At 77.2% G+C, this 17,054-nt stretch carries 15 protein-coding genes; 10 read left to right on the top strand and 5 right to left on the bottom strand.

The window, feature by feature from the left end; genetic code table 11:
- Positions 1-115: 115 nt before the first annotated feature.
- From ACZ45Q_RS12540 to ACZ45Q_RS12505, 8 genes are read left to right on the top strand one after another with little or no spacing between them, the layout of a single operon-like run.
- Entirely contained in the window at positions 116-1,114 is a 999-nt protein-coding gene (locus ACZ45Q_RS12540) for a glycosyltransferase family 9 protein (protein WP_468258936.1), read from the top strand.
- On the top strand, positions 1,111-2,064 hold the full coding sequence (locus ACZ45Q_RS12535; RefSeq protein WP_468258934.1) for a glycosyltransferase: 954 nt from the start codon (positions 1,111-1,113) through the stop codon (positions 2,062-2,064). The genes ACZ45Q_RS12540 and ACZ45Q_RS12535 overlap by 4 nt, the downstream gene beginning before the upstream one ends.
- On the top strand, positions 2,061-3,278 hold the full coding sequence (locus ACZ45Q_RS12530; protein WP_468258931.1) for a glycosyltransferase: 1,218 nt from the start codon (positions 2,061-2,063) through the stop codon (positions 3,276-3,278). Before ACZ45Q_RS12535 ends, ACZ45Q_RS12530 begins: the two co-directional genes overlap by 4 nt.
- Entirely contained in the window at positions 3,278-3,886 is a 609-nt protein-coding gene (locus tag ACZ45Q_RS12525; RefSeq protein ID WP_468258929.1) for a D-sedoheptulose-7-phosphate isomerase, read from the top strand. Before ACZ45Q_RS12530 ends, ACZ45Q_RS12525 begins: the two co-directional genes overlap by 1 nt.
- Positions 3,879-5,261: a D-glycero-beta-D-manno-heptose 1-phosphate adenylyltransferase gene (gene rfaE2, locus ACZ45Q_RS12520; RefSeq protein ID WP_468258927.1), complete on the top strand. Its 1,383-nt coding sequence runs from the start codon at positions 3,879-3,881 to the stop codon at positions 5,259-5,261. Before ACZ45Q_RS12525 ends, rfaE2 begins: the two co-directional genes overlap by 8 nt.
- Positions 5,258-6,223, top strand: coding sequence for a glycosyltransferase family 9 protein (locus tag ACZ45Q_RS12515; RefSeq protein WP_468258925.1), 966 nt, complete (start codon positions 5,258-5,260; stop codon positions 6,221-6,223). Before rfaE2 ends, ACZ45Q_RS12515 begins: the two co-directional genes overlap by 4 nt.
- Entirely contained in the window at positions 6,220-7,134 is a 915-nt protein-coding gene (locus tag ACZ45Q_RS12510; protein WP_468258923.1) for a glycosyltransferase family 2 protein, read from the top strand. Before ACZ45Q_RS12515 ends, ACZ45Q_RS12510 begins: the two co-directional genes overlap by 4 nt.
- Positions 7,131-8,027, top strand: a complete 897-nt coding sequence (locus ACZ45Q_RS12505) for a glycosyltransferase family 2 protein (protein ID WP_468258920.1) — start codon at positions 7,131-7,133, stop codon at positions 8,025-8,027. Before ACZ45Q_RS12510 ends, ACZ45Q_RS12505 begins: the two co-directional genes overlap by 4 nt.
- Positions 8,028-8,192: 165 nt before the next feature.
- On the opposite strand, the gene ACZ45Q_RS12500 is transcribed toward ACZ45Q_RS12505, so the two are convergent.
- From ACZ45Q_RS12500 to ACZ45Q_RS12480, 5 genes are all read right to left on the bottom strand, one after another.
- On the bottom strand, positions 8,193-8,393 hold the full coding sequence (locus tag ACZ45Q_RS12500; RefSeq protein WP_468258917.1) for a hypothetical protein: 201 nt from the start codon (positions 8,391-8,393) through the stop codon (positions 8,193-8,195).
- Between the two features lie 60 nt (positions 8,394-8,453).
- The gene (locus tag ACZ45Q_RS12495; protein ID WP_468258914.1) at positions 8,454-8,753 is read right to left on the bottom strand and encodes a DUF3040 domain-containing protein; all 300 of its coding nucleotides are present in this window, start codon (positions 8,751-8,753) and stop codon (positions 8,454-8,456) included.
- 59 nt (positions 8,754-8,812) lie between these two features.
- Entirely contained in the window at positions 8,813-9,724 is a 912-nt protein-coding gene (locus tag ACZ45Q_RS12490; protein ID WP_468258912.1) for a polysaccharide pyruvyl transferase family protein, read from the bottom strand.
- Between the two features lie 98 nt (positions 9,725-9,822).
- The gene (locus ACZ45Q_RS12485) at positions 9,823-11,217 is read right to left on the bottom strand and encodes a hypothetical protein (RefSeq protein WP_468258909.1); all 1,395 of its coding nucleotides are present in this window, start codon (positions 11,215-11,217) and stop codon (positions 9,823-9,825) included.
- Complete coding sequence (locus ACZ45Q_RS12480) at positions 11,214-11,615, bottom strand: hypothetical protein (RefSeq protein WP_468258907.1); 402 nt, start codon at positions 11,613-11,615, stop codon at positions 11,214-11,216. Before ACZ45Q_RS12480 ends, ACZ45Q_RS12485 begins: the two co-directional genes overlap by 4 nt.
- Positions 11,616-12,026: 411 nt before the next feature.
- Between ACZ45Q_RS12480 and ACZ45Q_RS12475 the strand changes: the two genes are divergently transcribed.
- Positions 12,027-15,803 carry an nSTAND1 domain-containing NTPase gene (locus ACZ45Q_RS12475; protein ID WP_468258905.1) on the top strand — a complete coding sequence of 1,259 codons (3,777 nt, stop codon included), beginning with the start codon at positions 12,027-12,029 and terminating at the stop codon, positions 15,801-15,803.
- A gap of 115 nt (positions 15,804-15,918) precedes the next feature.
- Entirely contained in the window at positions 15,919-17,031 is a 1,113-nt protein-coding gene (locus ACZ45Q_RS12470; RefSeq protein ID WP_468258902.1) for a winged helix DNA-binding domain-containing protein, read from the top strand.
- The last annotated feature ends 23 nt before the right edge of the window (positions 17,032-17,054 follow it).

Here is a 17,054-nt window from a genome sequence, read left to right as displayed (position 1 = left end):
TCCGTGCCGCCCGTGGCGGTGCCGGGCGCCCGGACGGAGCCGGCGGCCGGCGGGAGCGGCGGAGCGCCGGCCTGTCCGGCGGCAGCGAGACCGTGGACACCGGTGGGAGGCCGCGATGAGAGCGCTCGTCACCCGACTCGACAGCTTCGGCGACGTGCTGCTCGCCGGACCCGCCGTCCGGGCCGTCGCCGCCCGCGCCGACCACGTCACCCTGCTGTGCGGCCCGCGCGGCGCCCCCGCCGCCCGGCTGCTGCCCGGCGTCGACGAGGTCCTGGTGTGGGACGCGCCGTGGGCCGGGTTCCGGCCGCCACCGGTCGACCAGGCCGGGATCGACGCCCTCGTGGACCGGATCGCCGGCACCGGCGCCGACACGGGGCTGATCCTGACCTCCTTCCACCAGTCGCCGCTGCCCACCGCGCTGCTGCTGCGGCTGGCCGGCGTCCGGTACCTGGCGGCCGACAGCGTGGACTACCCCGGCGCCCTGCTCGACCTGCGCCACCAGCGGGCCCCGCACGCCCACGAGGCCGAGGCCGCGCTCGACCTCGCCGAGGCGGCCGGGTTCCCGCGGCCCGACGACGGCCGGCTGCGGGTGCACGAGCCGCCGGACACCGCCCGGCTCACCGGCCCCGGCCCCTACGTCGTCCTGCACCCGGGCGCGAGCGTCCCCGCCCGCGCCTGGAGCCCCGAGCGCAGCGCCGAGGCGGTCGCCGAACTCGCCGCGGCCGGGCACCGGGTGCTGGTCACCGGCGGACCCGACGAACGGGACCTGACCGCCCACGTCGCCGGCGAGCACGGCACCGACCTCGGCGGCCGCACCGAGGCCCCGGAACTCTCCGGCGTCCTCGCGGGCGCGAGCGTCGTCGTCACCGGCAACACCGCCCCCGCCCATCTGGCCGCCGCCGTCGGCACCCCCGTGGTGTCGCTGTTCGCCCCGGTCGTCCCGGCCGAGCGCTGGCGGCCGTACGGGGTGCCGTACGTCCTGCTCGGCGACCAGGACGCGCCCTGCGCCGACACCCGGGCCCGGGAGTGCCCCGTGGCCGGCCACCCGTGCCTGAACACGGTCACCGCCACCGACGTCGTCGCCGCCGTCGAGAAGCTCGTGGGGGAGACATGAGGATCCTGATCTGGCACGTGCACGGCTCGTGGACCACGGCCTTCGTGCAGGGCCCGCACACCTACCTCGTCCCCGTCACCCCCGACCGGGGACCCGACGGCCTCGGCCGCGCCCGCACCTGGGACTGGCCCGAGTCGGTGATCGAGGTCCCGCCCGAGCGGCTGCGCGACGAGGACATCGACCTGGTGGTGCTGCAACGCCCGCACGAACTCGAGCTGGTCGACCGGTGGCTGGGCCGCCGCCCGCCGCTGGTGTACCTGGAGCACAACGCCCCCCACGGCGACGTGCCCGACACCCGCCACCCGGCGGCCGGGCTGCCCGACGTCCGGGCCCTCGTCCACGTCACCCACTTCAACCGGCTGATGTGGGACGCGGGAACGACGGAGACCACGGTCATCGAGCACGGCATCGTGGACCCCGGCCCCCGCTGGACCGGCGAACTGGACCGGGCCGCCGTCGTCGTCAACGAGCCGATCCGGCGCGGCCGCACCACCGGCACCGACCTGCTGCCCGAGTTCGCCCGCGCCGCCCCGCTCGACGTGTTCGGCATGCGCACCGACGGGCTCGCCGAGCACATCGGCGTACCCCCCGACCGCTGCCGCACCCAGGACGTCCCGCAGAGCGAGCTGCACACGGAGCTGGCCCGGCGGCGGGTGTACGTCCACCCCGTCCGCTGGACCTCCCTCGGACTGTCCCTGCTCGAAGCCATGCACCTGGGCATGCCCGTCGTCGCCCTCGCCACCACCGAGGTGACCGAGGCGGTGCCGCCCGGCGCCGGTGTGGTCTCCAACCGCATCGACGTACTGACCGACGCCGTACGCGACTTCCTCGCCGACCCGCTGCACGCGCGCACGGTCGGCGAGGGCGCCCGTGCGGCGGCCCTGGCCCGCTACGGGCTGTCCCGCTTCCTGGACGACTGGGAGCGGCTGCTGAAGGAGGTGACCCGATGAGGATCGCCATGGTGTCCGAGCACGCGAGCCCGCTCGCCGCGCTCGGCGGCGTCGACGCCGGAGGGCAGAACGTCTACGTGGCCCGCCTCACCGAGGAGTTGGCGCGGCGCGGCCACGACGTGACCGTCTACACCCGCCGCGACTCGCTCGACCTGCCCGACCGGGTCCCGCTGCCCGGCGGCGCGGTCGTCGAGCACGTGCCGGCCGGACCGGCCGAGGCGCTGGCCAAGGACGACCTGTTCCCGCACATGCCCGCCTTCGGCGCCCACCTGGCGCGCGTCTGGGCCCGGGAGCGGCCCGACGTCGTCCACGCCCACTTCTGGATGTCCGGCCTGGCCAGTCAGATCGGCGTACGGCCGCACGGCATCCCCCTCGTGCAGACCTTCCACGCCCTCGGCACCGTCAAGCGGCGCCACCAGGGCATGCGGGACACCAGCCCGTACGAGCGCATCGGCATCGAGCGGCAGCTCGGCCGCAGCTGCGAACGGGTCCTGGCGACCTGCACCGACGAGGTGATGGAACTCGGCGACATGGGCGTGCCCCCGCGCCAGGTCTCCGTCGTGCCCTGCGGTGTCGACTCCGCCCACTTCCACCCCGGCGCCGACACCGGCCGCGCCCCCGCGCGCCGCCAGCGGCACCGGCTGCTCGCCTGCGGGCGGCTCGTCCCCCGCAAGGGCTACGACCAGGCCATCCGCGCCCTCGCCGCGGTGCCCGACGCCGAACTCGTGGTGGCGGGCGGCCCGCCCGCCGGTGCCGTGGACGCCGATCCCGAGGCGCAGCGGCTGGCCGGCGTCGCACGGCGGGCCGGGGTCGCCGACCGGGTGCGGCTGCTCGGCTCCGTCGACCCGGCCGACATGCCCGGACTGCTGCGCAGCGCCGACCTGGTGCTGTGCACACCGGTGTACGAGCCGTTCGGCATCGTGCCGCTGGAGGCCATGGCGTGCGGCGTCCCCGTCGTGGCGACCGACGTCGGGGGACACCGGGACTCCGTCGCCGACGGCGTCACCGGCCGCCTCGTCGAGCCGCAGAGCCCCGAGGCCATCGCCCGGGCCGCGCGGGAACTCCTCGCCGACGCGCCGCTGCGCCGCGCCTACGGCAGGGCCGGCCGCGACCGGGTCCTGAAGCACTACACCTGGCGGCGGGTCGCCGACGGGGCGGAACAGGTCTACCGCCTCACCCTCGCCGACCACGCACTGTCCAAGGAGGTGGCGTGATGACCGTGCACCCGCCCGTCGTCGGGCACTGCGACGAACTCCAGGACGCGCTGGGCGCGTTCCGTGCCTCCGCGCACATCACCGAACGCTGGGGCGAGCGGCTCGCGGCCACGCTCTCCGGCGGCGGCCGGCTGCTGGCCGCCGGCAACGGCGGCAGCGCCGCCCAGGCCCAGCATCTGACCGCCGAACTCGTCGGCCGCTACCGCGACGACCGGCCGCCGTTCTCCGCGATCGCCCTGCACGCCGACACCTCCTCGACCACCGCCATCGCCAACGACTACGGCGTGGACGAGGTGTTCGCCCGCCAGGTGCGCGCCCACGGCCGGGCCGGCGACGTCCTGATGCTGCTGTCCACGTCCGGGGCCAGCGCCAACCTGCTCTCGGCCGCCGACGCCGCCCGCGCGGCCGGCGTCCGGGTGTGGGCGCTGACCGGGCCCGCGCCCAACCCGCTGATGGCGGGCAGCGACGAGTCGCTGTGCGTGGAGGCGCCCAGCACGGCGACCGTCCAGGAGATCCACCTGGTCGCCGTCCACATGATCTGCGCGGCCTTCGACGCCGCCCTGGACCGCGCGTCCCGGCCGGCCCGGCGGAGGGGGACGCATGGCTGACCGCAGGACCCCGCTGGTCGTCGTCGGCGACGCGCTGCTCGACCGCGACCTCACCGGCTCCGCCGACCGGCTCGCACCGGACGCTCCCGTGCCCGTGGTGTCCGTCGACTCGGGCTGCGCCGAGCGCGTGCGCCCCGGCGGCGCCGCCCTCGCCGCCTACCTCGCCGCCCGCGACGGCCGCGACGTCACCCTGATCACCGCACTGGGCGACGACCCGGCCGCCCGCGAGCTGCGCCAGCTCCTCGACCCCTGGCTGACGGTGATCGCCCTGCCGCCGTCCGGGACCCTGCCCGAGAAGACCCGGGTGCTGGCCCAGGACCGGCCCGTCGTCCGTCTCGACCGCGGCGGCGGACGCGCCCGCGCGGCCACCGACGAGGCCCGCGCCGCCCTCCGCCACGCCCCGGCCGTCCTCGTCTCCGACTACGGCCGCGGCACCGCCGACGCCCTCCGCGAGGAACTGGCCGCCCGGCCCCCGCTGGTCTGGGACCCGCACCCGCGGGGCGGCCCGCCGGTGCCCGGCACCCGGCTGGTCACGCCCGCCGAGAAGGAGGCGCACGGCTTCGCGCCGCGGGACGGCCGCCCCGGCGGCAGCCTGCGCGCCGCCGCCCACAGCGCCGCCGCCCTGGTCCGCGACTGGCGCGTCGCCGCGGTCGCCGTCACCCTCGGCTCGCGCGGCGCCCTGCTCTCCTACGGCGAACACCCCCTCCTCGTCCCCGCACCCGCCTCCCACCACGGCGACTCGTGCGGCGCCGGGGACCGGTTCGCCTCGACCGCGGCCGGGCTGCTGGCCGACGGGGCACTGGTGGGCGAGGCCGTCGAGGGCGCGGTGAGCGCCGCCACCGCCTTCGTGGCGGCCGGCGGGGCCGGAGCCCTGCCGCCCGCCGACTCCCCGGCGCCCGGCACGGTGCCGCCGGACACCGACGACCCGCACGCCCTGGCCGCCCGGGTCCGCGCCCAGCACGGCACCGTCGTCGCCGCCGGCGGCTGCTTCGACCTGCTGCACGCCGGACACGTCGGCCTGCTCCAGGCAGCCCGGCGGCTCGGCGACTGCCTCGTCGTCTGCGTCAACTCCGACGCCTCGGTGCGCCGCCGCAAGGGCGACGGCCGACCGGTCAACCCGCTCGCCGACCGCGTCCGCGTGCTGCGCGCCCTGGCCTGCGTCGACGCCGTCGCCGTCTTCGACGAGGACACCCCCGAGCAGCTCCTGGCCGATCTGCGCCCCGACGTCTGGGTCAAGGGCGGCGACTACGCGGGCGCCGACCTGCCCGAGGCCGGACTCCTCCAGGAGTGGGGCGGCCAGGCCGTCCTCCTGCCCTACCTCGACGGCCGCTCCTCCAGCGCCCTGATGGCCCGGGCGGCGGAGGGGGTGCGATGACCCCGGACGCGTCCGCCCGGCCCCGCGTCCTGGTCCTGCGGGCCCTGGGGCTCGGCGATCTGCTCGCCGGGGTGCCGGCGCTGCGCGCGCTGCGGCGGGCCTGTCCGGGGCACGAACTGGTGCTGGCCGCGCCGGAGGAACTCGCGCCGGTGGCCGCCGCGACCGGCGCCGTGGACCGGCTGCTGCCCGCCTCCGCGCCCGGCCGTGCGGTGCCGCGCGCCCTCGACTGGAGCGGGCCGCCGCCCGACGTCGCCGTCGACCTGCACGGCAACGGGCCGCCCAGCCACCGGCTGCTGGCCGGACTGCGCCCGCTGAAGCTGATGGCGTTCGCCCACCCCGGCACGCCGGAGATCGACGGGCCGCCCTGGTACGCCGAGGAACACGAGCGCGACCGCTGGTGCCGGCTGCTCACCGCGTACGGCATCGACGCCGACCCCGCCGACCTGCTGCTGCCCCGCCCGCCGGGACCGTCCCCGGCCCCCGGCGCCGTCGTCCTGCACCCCGGCGCCGGCGCCCCCTCGCGCTGCTGGCCCGTCGAGCGGTACGCGGCCGTCGCCGCGGCACTGCGCGAGCGGGGCCTGCGGGTGGTCGTGACCGGGGGAGCGGACGAGGGCGACCTGGTGGCCCGGTTGGCCAAGACCGCCGACCTGCCCGACACCGACGTCTTCGGCGGCGGCCTGCCCCACGACCGGCTCTCCGCCCTGGTCGCCGACGCCCGCGCCGTCGTCAGCGGCGACACCGGCATCGCCCACCTCGCCGTCGCCCACGCCGCGCCCTCCGTCACCCTGTTCGGCCCGGTGCCGCCCAGCCGCTGGGGCCCGCCGCCGCACCCCAGGCACCGCGCCCTGTGGCACCCCGGCCCGGACGGCGACCCGCACGGCCGCCGGACCGACCCCGCCCTGCTGCGGATCACCGCCGACGAGGTCCTGGACGCCTTCGACGCCCTGAGCGAGACACCATGAACCACACTCCGTCGACCACCCGCGAGCAGCGGTCCGCCGTCCGGGCCGGCCACGCGCCGGTCGGCGTCGTCATCGCCACCCGCGACCGCTCCGCGCGTCTCGCCGTCACCCTGCGCCACCTTCAGGCCCTCCCCGAGCGGCCCCGGATCGTCGTCGTCGACAACGCCTCCGGCGACGACACCCGCGCCATGGTGGCCCGCGACTTCCCGCACGTGCGGGTGCTGTCCCTGCCCTTCAACCGCGGCGCCCTGGCCCGCACCCACGGCGTCCGAGCCCTGGACACGCCCTATGTGGCGTTCAGCGACGACGACTCCTGGTGGGCGCCGGGCGCGCTGGCCACCGCAGCCCGCCTCTTCGACGAGCACCCGCGGCTCGGCCTGCTCTCCGCCCGCACCCTGGTCGGCCCCGGCGAAGCCCCCGACCCCCTCAACGACGTGCTGGCCTCCTCCCCGCTCGGCACCGCGACCGACCTGCCCGGCACCCAGGTCCTCGGCTTCCTCGGCTGCGCCGCCGTCGTCCGCAGGGAGGCGTACCTCGACGCCGGCGGCTACCACCAGCTGCTGTTCTTCGGCGCCGAGGAGACCCTCCTCGCCTACGACCTGGCCGCCCGCGGCTGGGGTGTCACCCACTGCCCCGAGGTGACCGCCCACCACCATCCGGACCCCGGCCCGCGCACCGGCCGCCCGGCCGTCGTACGCCGCAACGAACTGCTCACCGCCTGGCTGCGCCGTCCCCTGCCGTACGCCCTCGCCCGCACCCGGGCCCTGGCCGCCGAGGCCCGCCGCGACCCGCACGCCCGGCGCGCGCTGCGCGAGACGCTCACCCGGCTGCCCGCCGCGCTGAGCGCCCGCCGGCCGCTGCCCCCGCACGTGGAGCGCGCCGCCCGACTCCTGGACGGAGCCACCGCATGACCGATCCCCGCACCACCGTCGTCGTCATCACCCACAACCGGCGCGACGAACTCCTGCGCACCCTCGACCGGCTCGCCGGCCTGCCGGAGCGGCCCCCGGTGATCGTCACCGACAACGGCTCCACCGACGGCACCGCCTCCGCCGTCGCCCGCCACCACCCGCGGGTCGAACTGCTGCGCCCGGGCCGCAACCTCGGCGCCGTCGGCCGCAACCTGGCGATCCGTCATGTCCGCACACCCTACGTGGCGTTCTGCGACGACGACTCCTGGTGGGCGCCCGGCTCGCTGTCCGGGGCCGCCGACCTGCTCGACGCCCACCCCGCCCTCGGCACGGTGACGGCCCGCATCCTCGTCGAACCGGACGGCACCGAGGACCCCATCGTCCAGGAACTCCGCGACTCGCCCGTGCCCGGCCCCGACTGGCTGCCCGGCCCCGCGCTCGGCTCCTTCCTGGCCGCCGCGACCGTGCTGCGCACCGACGCCTTCCGCGCCGCGGGCGGCTTCCACCCCAGGCTGTGGCTGGGCGGCGAGGAGGAACTGCTCGCCGCCGACCTGGCGGCGAACGGCTGGTGGCTGACGTACGCCGACCACCTGACGATCCATCACCAGCCTTCGGTGGTACGGGACTCCACGCTCCGCCGGGCACACGGCATCCGCAACACCCTGTGGTTCACCTGGCTGCGCCGACCGGCGGGGCCCGCCCTGCGCCGCACCCTGCACCTGGCCCGCACGGTCCCGCGCGACACCGCGTCCCTGCGCGCCTTCGCCGAGGCGACGGCCGCCCTGCCGTGGGTCCTGCGGGAGCGCCGGGTCCTGCCGCCCGAGGTCGAGGCCCGGCTGCGCCTGCTGGAACCGGAACAGCGCGCCTCGACGGCACGCAGCTACACGGGCTGACGCCCGGACGACCGACGACCGACGACCCGAAGACTGACCCCGGGCGACGCGTGCGGCCCCGTGCCGGAGCACGGGGCCGCACGTACGAGCCGCACGGTCGTCCGACGCCCACGGTCGTCCGACGCCAGGGACTCGTGCTACTGCGACGGCAGGGACCTCGGGGGGCTACTCGGAGCCGGCGGGGCGTTCGCCCTTCGGGCCCCGGCCGCGTTCCGTCCGCGGGCCGCGGCTGCGCCGGCCCTCGCCCTCCTGGAGCTCCTCCTCGGCCGCACGGCCGGCGTCCTGGTCGGAGATCCCCGACCGCTCCGCCTCCTTGCGGGCCCTGGCCCGCCGGGTGTCGTACTTCTTGCTTCCGGGCTCGGGCACGTCGACCACCTCCTGCGCCCCGGGTCCCCGTGCGCCCTCCCGGGCAAACAACCGCCCGCCTCACCCCTCCGTCCAGCGGCACAGCAGCCGGAACACGGCGAACAGCGTCACCGGCCACACCGCCGCGAAGGCCCAGATCACGCCGGGCTCCGAGGTGACGATGCCCGCCACCATCAGCGTCACGGACAGGGCGAGCAGCAGCAGAACGGTCGGGGTGCGCGGGCGGTAGGCCGCCGGCCGGGCCAAGAGGCCGGGCCGGAAGGTGCGCAGGCGCCGGTCGAGCCGGCGGTCGCGGCGCAGCTCGCGCTCGATCTCGTCCAGAGCGCGCTGCTCGTGATCGGGAAGCCGGCCGATGCTCACGGTGTCCTCCAGAAGGGGGTGGACCGACGCCCCACCGAGTGCCCGCGCCGCCACGGCGCCTAACCGACCGGCCGCAGCCCGAGCGCCTCGAGCAGACCGTCCGCGGAGTCCGGCGCGCCGTCCGCGCGGAAGGCCGCGCCGATCCGCCGGGCCTCCGCCCGGCCGGTGGTCAGGCACCAGTCCCACCAGCGTTCCAGCGCCCCCGCCGCCACCTGCTCCGCGGCGATCAGCGCGGGCCAGCCGCAGGCACGGGCCTGGGCCGTGACCTTGGCGCCGCCCGCCACCGGGTCCACCGCCAGCGCCGGGGTACCGGCCCGCAGCGCCAGCACCAGCCCGTGCAGCCGGTCGGTGACCACCAGGTCCAGCCGGGCCAGCACCGCCTCCAGCTGGTCCGGCGTCGCGCACAGCCGCCAGTCGTGCGTGTCCAGCCGGGTGTCCAGCTCCAGGCGGGCACAGTCCCGCCCGGCCAGCCAGCCGGTCACCGCCTCGGCGACCTGGTCGTGCCGCCGCTGCCGGCCGTACTCGCGCTGTCCGTGGGTGAGGATCACGCCGACCACGGGCCGGGCGGGCGGCTCCGGGGCGCGGGCGGCGAGGTCGAGGGAGGGCTCGGCGCCGGGGGCGTCACGGGCCAGCACGCGGTGGAAACCGGTGACGGCGGCGGAGCCGGGGTCGATCACCGACGTGCCGACGGCGATCCGCACGCAGTGCGCGAACCGCCGGTGCACCTCCTCGACCTGCGGCCCGTGCAACGGGCCGCACACGAACACCAGATGCGAGTACGCGGCCGGGTCCAGGTCCGCGAAGTGCGGGCCGTCCGCCCGGAAGCCGGGGCTCCACACCACGTCGTACGCCTGCCCCGCACGCCGCAGGACCTCCTCCACGCGGTGCAGCGCCAGTACGTCCCCGGCCGTGGCCTCCCCGTGCAGGAAGCTGAACCAGCCGGTCACCAGGATCTTGCGTCGTCCGTGCACAGTGCCCCCGGGTGCCCCGCCCCCGGCCGGTCAATCCCCGCCGCCGGCCGGTCGATCCCCGCCGCCGGCCGGTCGGCCCCGGCCGCCCCGCACCGCGGTCACCGCCCGACGACCGGCCCGAACGCCCGGCGGATGTCGGACGCGGCGGGCTCCACGTACTCGTACGACGGGGCCGACCCGTAGTAGGTGATGATCCCCGGGCAGCTGGAACCGCCGAGCTGGACCGTGCGGTCGGTCACCCGCTTGCCGGTGCGCAGCTCGTACACCTTCACCCGTATCCCGATCTTGTAGAAGGTGACGTTCCGGATGCGCCGCTCGTGGTCCCGGTAGGCGCAGGTCTCCACGGCGGCGCCGCGACCGGTCTCCTCCGCGCACACGATCAGCGACGCCTTGGCCGGGTCGGTGACGCGCCACCCGCCGGGCAGCTTGTCCGTGTAGGTCGCGGCGCCCCGGAAGACCGCGGGGTTCGCGCCCTTGCGGCGGGCGGGCGCGCCCTCGTACTTCGCGGGCCGGGCGCAGTAGCCGCCGTCCGCGCCGACCGGGCCGGCGAGCAGGCGCTCGACACGGTCGAGCTGGAGACCGAGGACGGCCTTCCTGATCCCCTTGCGGGCCGCGTCCGCCCGGTCGTCGTCGGGGTGGTCGTCGAGCAGCCGCTGGTAGCGGGCGCGCGCCTCGGACCACTCGGCTGCGTCGAGGAGGGTGTCACCGCAGTCCGCCAGAGCCTCGGGCGTGATCCGCGCCGCGGTGGCGGGCGCGGCGGCCAGGGCCTTCTCCCGCGTCTTCCGCTCGCGCAGCCAGTCCGCGACCTGTACGGTCTCGCAGGCGTCGGCGGTGGGGAGCCGCCCCAGGAAGTCGCCGAGCGTCGCCTCGACCAGCCGGTCGTTGGCGGGGTCCCGCAGCACCGCGCCGAGCCGCCGGAACCCCGCGTCCAGCTCGTCGAGTTCGGCGTCCAGGCCCCGGCCCAGCTCCCCGGCGGCCATCTGGAGCCGGTCGCACACCTCGACCACGCGGTCGCCGCGGGCGGCCGACGGCGCGGCGACGATGCGGTGACTGAAGTCCGTCACCCGCTCCTGCGCCCGTGCCACCGCCGTGCAGTCCCCGTCCGCGCGCGCTTCGGCCACGTCGTCCTCGATCAGATGGGCCTCGAACCGCAGCACACCGACCGTCAGCACCACCGTCAGCGTCAGTCCGAGCGCCCGCAGACGCTGCCCGGTGCGCGACACGGCAGGGCCGCGGCGCGCCAGCCACCACCCGTGCGCGACGACGGCCGCCCACCACACCAGCAGCACCGCCTCGCACCAGGACTCGGCGACCGAGGCGGTCGTCCAGACCAGCGAGACGGTCACCACCGCGGCGGCCCAGAACAGCCCGCGCCGCCTCAGCAGCAGATAGCCCACCCCGAGCAGCGAGGCGTTGCCGACGGCGACCGCCACCGGATCGGCCCCGGCCGGCTCCGGCGGGGCGGACGGCGGCGGGTACGGCGGGTGGCTCACGGCGTCTCCCCCTCACCGCGGGCGGTACGGGCGCGGACGTACGCCTCGGCGGCGGGCAGGTACAGCAGGGCCGCCCCGGACCCCGCCAGGGCGAGGGCGAGGAGCAGAGTGGCGCCGCCGTAGAGCGGGTCGTCGAAGGCGAACGCCGCCGCGAGCACGAAGAGGACGGCCAGCAGGCAGACCACCGTCGTCCGGGCGGTCCGCCGCCCGCGCCCGGCGCGCACCGCGAACCAGGCGCAGACCGCCACGAGCAGGATCACCAACGGTCCGGCCTGCTGCGGTCCGGCGGCCGTGGTGGCCGCCGTCAGCGCGCCGAGGACGATCAGTACCACCGCCAGTGTCACGCTCCGCGGCCGACGGGTCGGCTCCGCGGTCGTCGACGGCTTCCTTCCGTGCATGAGGCTCCCTCAGGTGTCTCGGTGTCGCGGGGGAGCGGACAACGCCGGGCCGGCGGGGCGGCGCCGGACCGCGCCGCCCCGGGCTCCCCCGAGCAGCCATTGCACCGCCGTACCCCGTTGTTCAGCAGCCAGGAAACGGCACTGAACAACCCGGAAGCGGCCCCGGACAACCGGGATAGCGGCCCCGGACAGCACCGGACACGGCGGAACGGCGCCGAGCCCGCGCCGGCTCCGGCGCGGCGGCCCGCGGTCGGCCGGCACGACCCGTCACCTCCCCGGCGGCGCGGTGAAGAAGTCGTGAACTCCTCGGGCGTGCGGGCACGGTGACGTGCCTTCCGCTTGCCGCGCCGAGCGGCAGCTCCCTACCGTGGGCGCCCGGACGACTGCCGACAGCGACGACGGGGCGGGCACGTGACGGGACACGGGGCGGGACGCCGGGAACGCAGCCTGGATCCGGACGCCGGACCGGTCGAGCGGTTCGCCGCGGACCTGCGCGCCCTGCGCGAGTCCGCCGGGCGCCCGACCTACCGCGCCATGGCCCAGAAGACGACCTTCTCGGTGACCGCCCTGTCCCAGGCGGCGGCCGGCCGGCAACTGCCCAGCCTCGCGGTGACCCTCGCCTACGCCGACGTGTGCGGCGGCGACCGGGGGGAGTGGGAGCGGCGCTGGCGGCAGGCCACCGCCGAGGCCGCCGAGCACACGGCGAACGGCGACGCCCGCCCGCCCTACCGGGGCCTGGCCCGCTACGAACCCGACGACGCCGCCTGGTTCTTCGGCCGGGACGACCTGCTGGACAAGCTCACCGACCTGACCCGGCGGCACCGGTTCACCGCCGTCTTCGGCCCGTCCGGCAGCGGCAAGTCCTCCCTGCTGCGCGCCGGCCTGATCCCCCGGCTGCGCACACCCGGCGACGGGGAGCCGGTCCCCGCCGCGGTGCGCGTCCTCACCCCGGGCGCCGACCCGCTCGCCACCCACGCCGAGCGGCTGCTCCCCGTACCGGACACCGAGGCCGACACCTGGCTGATCGTCGACCAGTTCGAAGAGCTGTACACACTCTGCCCGGACCCGGCCCGGCGCACCGCCTTCGTCGACCGCCTGCTGGCCGCCACCGCGCCCGGCGGCGGACTGCGCGTGGTCATCGCCGTCCGCGCCGACTTCCTCGGCCGGTGCGCCGAGCACCCCGGTCTCACCGCCGCCTTGCAGGACGCCACCCTGCTCGCGGGGCCGATGAGCCGGGCCGAACTGCGCGAGGCCGTCGTCAAGCCCGCCGCCGCGGCCGGACTCACCGTCGAACGCGCCCTCACCGCCCGCCTGGTGGACGAGGTGGCGGACGCCCCCGGCGCCCTGCCCCTGATGTCGCACGCTCTGTTGGAGACCTGGCGGCACCGCACCGGGCGCACCCTGACCCGGGCCGCGTACGAGGCGGCCGGCGGACTGCACGGCGCCGTCGTGCGCACCGCCGAGGAGGTGTACGGCCAACTCACCGCGCCCCAGGCCGGCCTGGCGCGGCGCATCCTGCTGCGGCTCGTCGCCCCCGGCGACGGCACCCCCGACACCCGGCGGCCGGCCGAGCGCGCGGAACTCGAGGTCGGCGACCCGGACGACACCGGCCGGGTGCTGGACCGCCTGGTCCGCGCCCGGCTCCTCACCCTGGACGACGGCACCGTCGAACTCGCCCACGAGGCCCTCCTCACCGCCTGGCCGCGGCTGCGGGAGTGGATCGATGCCGAACGCGACCGGCTCCGGGTGCACCGCGCGCTCTCCGCGGCGGCCCGCACCTGGCGCGAGCTGGGCCGGGAGAGCGCCGCCCTGTACGCCGGCTCGCGCCTGGCCGCCGCCCGCGACGCCTTCCCCGAGGAGCGACGCGAACAGGAACTGACCGCCGGCGAACGGGAGTTCCTGACCGCCTCGCTGCGCCGCCGCGCCCGCGCCCGCCTGCTGCGGCGCGCCGTCTCCGCGGCCCTCGTCCTGCTGGTGCTGCTCACCTCGGGCACCGCCGTCGTCGCCCTGCACCTGCGGGCCACCGCCCAGGCGGAGCGGGACGACGCCGTGTTCGGCCGGATCACCGCCGAGGCCGACCGGCTGCGCACCACCGCCGCCTCCCTGTCCGCCCGGCTCGACGTCGCCGCCCACGGCATGCGCGACACACCCGACCTGCGGACCCGGCTGGCCGCGGACGCGGGCCGGGTGCTCTCCAGCAGGCTGCCCGGCCACGACGGGCTCGGCAGCTCCGTGGCGTACGCCCCCGACGGCCGCACCCTCGCCAGCGGCGGCCACGACGGCACCGTACGGCTGTGGGACACGGCGGGAACGCGTCCGGGCGCCCCGCTCGGCGAGCCGCTGCGGTTCCCGGCCGGGCCCGTCGGCGCCGTCGCGTTCTCGCCCGACGGCGCCGTGCTCGCCGCGTCCGGCGAGCGGGGCGGCATCCGGCTGTGGGACGTGACCGACCGCACCCGGCCCCGTCCGCTCGGCCGGCCGCTGGTGAGCCACGACGAGGAAACCGTGGTCTCGCTGGCCTTCGCACCGGACGGCCGCACCCTCGCCACCGCCGGCGACGACGGCACCGCACGGCTGTGGGACCTCGCCGACCCCGCCCGGCCCGCGCCGCTCGGCGCCCCGGCCCGCGCCGACGAGCGCAGCGTACGGGCCGTCGCCTTCGCACCCGACGGCCGCACCCTCGCCACCGCCGGCTACACCGGTGCCGTGCGGACCTGGCGGGTGCGCGGCACCGACGGGCTCACCCCGCTGGGCGAGCCCCGGCGCGAGCACGGCGCCTCGGTGTGGTCGGTCGCCTTCTCCCCGGACGGCCGCACCCTGGCCAGCGCCGGCTTCGACGAGACGGTACGGCTGTGGGAGGTCTCCGACACGGGCCGCGTCCGACCGGCGGGCGAGCCGCTGACCACGCACTCCGCCGCGGTGTGGTCGGTGGCGTTCTCCCCGGACGGCCACACGCTCGCCACCGCCGGCCAGGACGACACCGTGGTGCTGTGGAACGTGGCCGACCCGCGCTATCCGCAGCAGATCGGCGAACCGCTCACCGGTCACACGGAGGGCCTGTGGGAGGTGGCGTTCTCCCCGGACGGCCGCACCCTGGCCAGCACCGGCGCCGATCGCAGCGTCCGCCTGTGGCACCTGCCCCGCACGGTGCTCACCGACTTCCGCAACCCCCTCACCTCCGTCGCCCACCGCCCCGACGGCCGGCTGCTCGCCGTCGCCAGCACCGACGACGGGCTGGTCCGCCTCTGGGACCTGCGGCACCCGGACCGCCCCCGCCGGCTGGAGCGACCGCTCGCCCACGACGCCGCCGTGCGGGCCGTGGCCTTCGCCCCGGACGGGCGGACGGCGGCCACCGCGACCGACGACGGGGCCGTACGGCTGTGGGACCTCTCCGACCCGGCGCGCCCCGCCCCGGCCGGCACGCTCGCCGAGGCCCACCCGGGCGGAGCGCGCACCGTGGCCTTCGCCCCGGAGGGCGGCGTCCTCGCCAGTGGCGGTGAGGACGGCACGGTGCGGTTGTGGGAGGTGCGCAAGGCGTCGCGGGCACGGTCCGCGGGGGCGCCGTTGACCGGGCACGCGGACGCGGTGACGTCCGTGGCCTTCGCCCCGGAGGGCGGCGTCCTCGCCAGCGGCGGTGAGGACGGCACGGTGCGGTTGTGGGAGGTGCGCAAGGCGTCGCGGGCACGGTCCGCGGGGGCGCCGTTGACCGGGCACGCGGACGCGGTGACGTCCGTGGCCTTCGCCCCCGACGGCCGCACCCTCGCCAGCGGCGGCCGGGACCGCGCGGTGCGGCTGTGGGAGGTCACCCGGACCGGCGCCGCCCGGGCGAGCGGCGGGGAGCTGACCGGGCACCGCGGCGCCGTCACCTCGGTGGCGTTCTCCCCGGACGGCCGACTGCTGGCCAGCGCCGGAGGGGACCACACCGTGCGCCTGTGGAACACCTCCGACGCCGAGCCGTACGGCCGGGAACTCACCGGCCACCTCGAAACGGTCGCCTCGGTCGCGTTCGGACCCCGCGGCGACACCCTCGTCTCCGCCGGCCAGGACCTCACCGCCCGCATCTGGACGCTCGACCCGGACGAGGCCGCCCGGCGGATCTGCGCCCGCACGGACGGCGAACCCACCCGCGCGGACCGGCACGCCCTCCTACCCGAACTCGCCCCCCGGCAGGTCTGCGGGGAGCCCTGGTGAACGGCACCCGACCGCCGGTCACCTGACGCTCCGTCGGACGTCGCCGAGCGACGACACCGCGCTTCCCGCGCGGTTGCGGACAGCCACTGTCCGCGACCACCGCTACCGTGCCGGCATGACGCCCAAGGCATCCACGACCGCCCCCGTGCTCGGCGCCCGCGCCCTCAACCGCGCCACGCTCGCCCGGCAGTTGCTGCTCGGCCGCGCCCCGCTGTCCGCCGAGGCGGCCGTCGCGCACCTCCTCGGGTTGCAGGCACAGAACGTCAAGCCCCCGTACTACGCCCTCGCCGCCCGCCTGGACGGCTTCACGCCCGAGGCGCTGTCCGCCCTCATGGCCGAACGCCGCGTCGCCCGCATCGTCACCCTGCGCTCCACCATCCACACCCACACCGCCGACGACTGCCTCGCCCTGCGGCCCCTGGTGCAGGCCGCCCGGGACCGTGAGCTGACGGTCTTCCGCAAGGGGCTGGCGGGCGTGGACCTGGACCGGCTCGCCGCCCTCGCCCGTGAGCTGGTCGAGGCCGAACCCCGTACACCGAAGCAACTGCGCGAGGTCCTCGGCGCCGAGTGGCCCGACGCCGACCCGCCGGCGCTGTCCGTCGCCGCCCGCTGTCTCCTCCCGCTCGTCCAGGTCACCCCGCGCGGGCTGTGGGACCGCAGCGGCCAGGTCGCGCTCACCACCGCCGAGCACTGGTTCGCCCGGTCCGCCGAACCGGCTCCCTCGCCCGACGCCACCGTCCTGCGTTACCTCGCCGCCTTCGGCCCGGCCTCCGTCAAGGACATGCAGACCTGGTCGGGACTGACCGGGTTGCGGGCGGCCTTCGAACGCCTGCGCCCCCGGCTCGTCACCTTCCGGGACCCCGCCGGCGCCGAGCTGTTCGACCTCCCCGACGCTCCCCGCCCCGACCCGGACACCCCGGCCCCGCCGCGCTTCCTGCCGGAGTTCGACAACCTGCTGCTCTCCCACGCCGACCGCACGCGCGTGGTGCCACCGGAACACCGGGGCCGCCACTGGCGGGGCAACCAGGCCTACCGCACGCTGCTCGTCGACGGCTTCCTGGCCGGACTGTGGAGACTGGACGACGACACCCTCGTCGTCGAGACCTTCGACCGGCCGACCGGGGCGCAGCGGGAGGAGATCACGGCCGAGGGGGAGCGGATGCTGCGCATCCTGCACCCCGGGCGGTCGTACGACATCGCGTTCGGCGCCGTACGGCAGGACGGCTGAGGACGCCGCGGGCACCGGGCTGC

This window comes from Streptomyces sp. NPDC031049, assembly GCF_055571015.1.
The sequence above is the reverse complement of the archived record's forward strand: the minus strand, read 5'-3'. Positions and strand labels throughout refer to the sequence as shown.

What these genes read in the sequence shown, in the direction of transcription:
- ACZ45Q_RS12535 (WP_468258934.1), top strand. Translation starts at nt 1,111, where the DNA reads ATGAGGATCCTGATCTGGCACGTGCACGGCTCGTGGACCACGGCCTTC.
- ACZ45Q_RS12470 (WP_468258902.1), top strand. Translation starts at nt 15,919, where the DNA reads ATGACGCCCAAGGCATCCACGACCGCCCCCGTGCTCGGCGCCCGCGCC.
- ACZ45Q_RS12540 (WP_468258936.1), top strand. Translation starts at nt 116, where the DNA reads ATGAGAGCGCTCGTCACCCGACTCGACAGCTTCGGCGACGTGCTGCTC.
- ACZ45Q_RS12480 (WP_468258907.1), bottom strand. Translation starts at nt 11,615, where the DNA reads ATGCACGGAAGGAAGCCGTCGACGACCGCGGAGCCGACCCGTCGGCCG.
- ACZ45Q_RS12515 (WP_468258925.1), top strand. Translation starts at nt 5,258, where the DNA reads ATGACCCCGGACGCGTCCGCCCGGCCCCGCGTCCTGGTCCTGCGGGCC.
- ACZ45Q_RS12530 (WP_468258931.1), top strand. Translation starts at nt 2,061, where the DNA reads ATGAGGATCGCCATGGTGTCCGAGCACGCGAGCCCGCTCGCCGCGCTC.
- ACZ45Q_RS12505 (WP_468258920.1), top strand. Translation starts at nt 7,131, where the DNA reads ATGACCGATCCCCGCACCACCGTCGTCGTCATCACCCACAACCGGCGC.
- ACZ45Q_RS12525 (WP_468258929.1), top strand. Translation starts at nt 3,278, where the DNA reads ATGACCGTGCACCCGCCCGTCGTCGGGCACTGCGACGAACTCCAGGAC.
- rfaE2 (WP_468258927.1), top strand. Translation starts at nt 3,879, where the DNA reads ATGGCTGACCGCAGGACCCCGCTGGTCGTCGTCGGCGACGCGCTGCTC.
- ACZ45Q_RS12510 (WP_468258923.1), top strand. Translation starts at nt 6,220, where the DNA reads ATGAACCACACTCCGTCGACCACCCGCGAGCAGCGGTCCGCCGTCCGG.